Source organism: Curtobacterium sp. C2H10 (assembly GCF_025407985.1).
In the GTDB taxonomy this organism is placed as follows: domain Bacteria; phylum Actinomycetota; class Actinomycetes; order Actinomycetales; family Microbacteriaceae; genus Curtobacterium.
In genome coordinates, this window is the sequence record NZ_JABXGF010000171.1 from 1 (window position 1) to 264 (window position 264).

Here is a 264-nt window from a genome sequence, read left to right on the forward strand (position 1 = left end):
GGGCGTGGCTCAGCTAAACCTGTTTGACGATAATGCACCGCGGAAAAATAGCGAAAAGTTGATGGAGGTCCTGGATCACCTGAATGCGAAGAACGGGAAGGGGGCTTTGTATTTTGCAGGCCAGGGTATCCAGACCGCCTGGCAGATGAAACGGGAGATGCTTTCTCCGCGTTATACCACCAGATACAGCGATCTGCTACGCGTCAGATAATAGGTTTAATTGAGAGAGCCTGGCGAGTCAAAATTGTTGGTATACTATGTGCG

1 protein-coding gene is annotated in these 264 nt (G+C 50.0%); it reads left to right on the forward strand.

Features of this window, described 5'->3' with window-relative positions; all coding sequences use genetic code 11:
- The coding region (locus tag HWD93_RS18520) for a DUF4113 domain-containing protein (protein WP_261647610.1) at positions 1-211 on the forward strand (211 nt) is incomplete at its 5' end.
- Between the last annotated feature and the right edge of the window lie 53 nt (positions 212-264).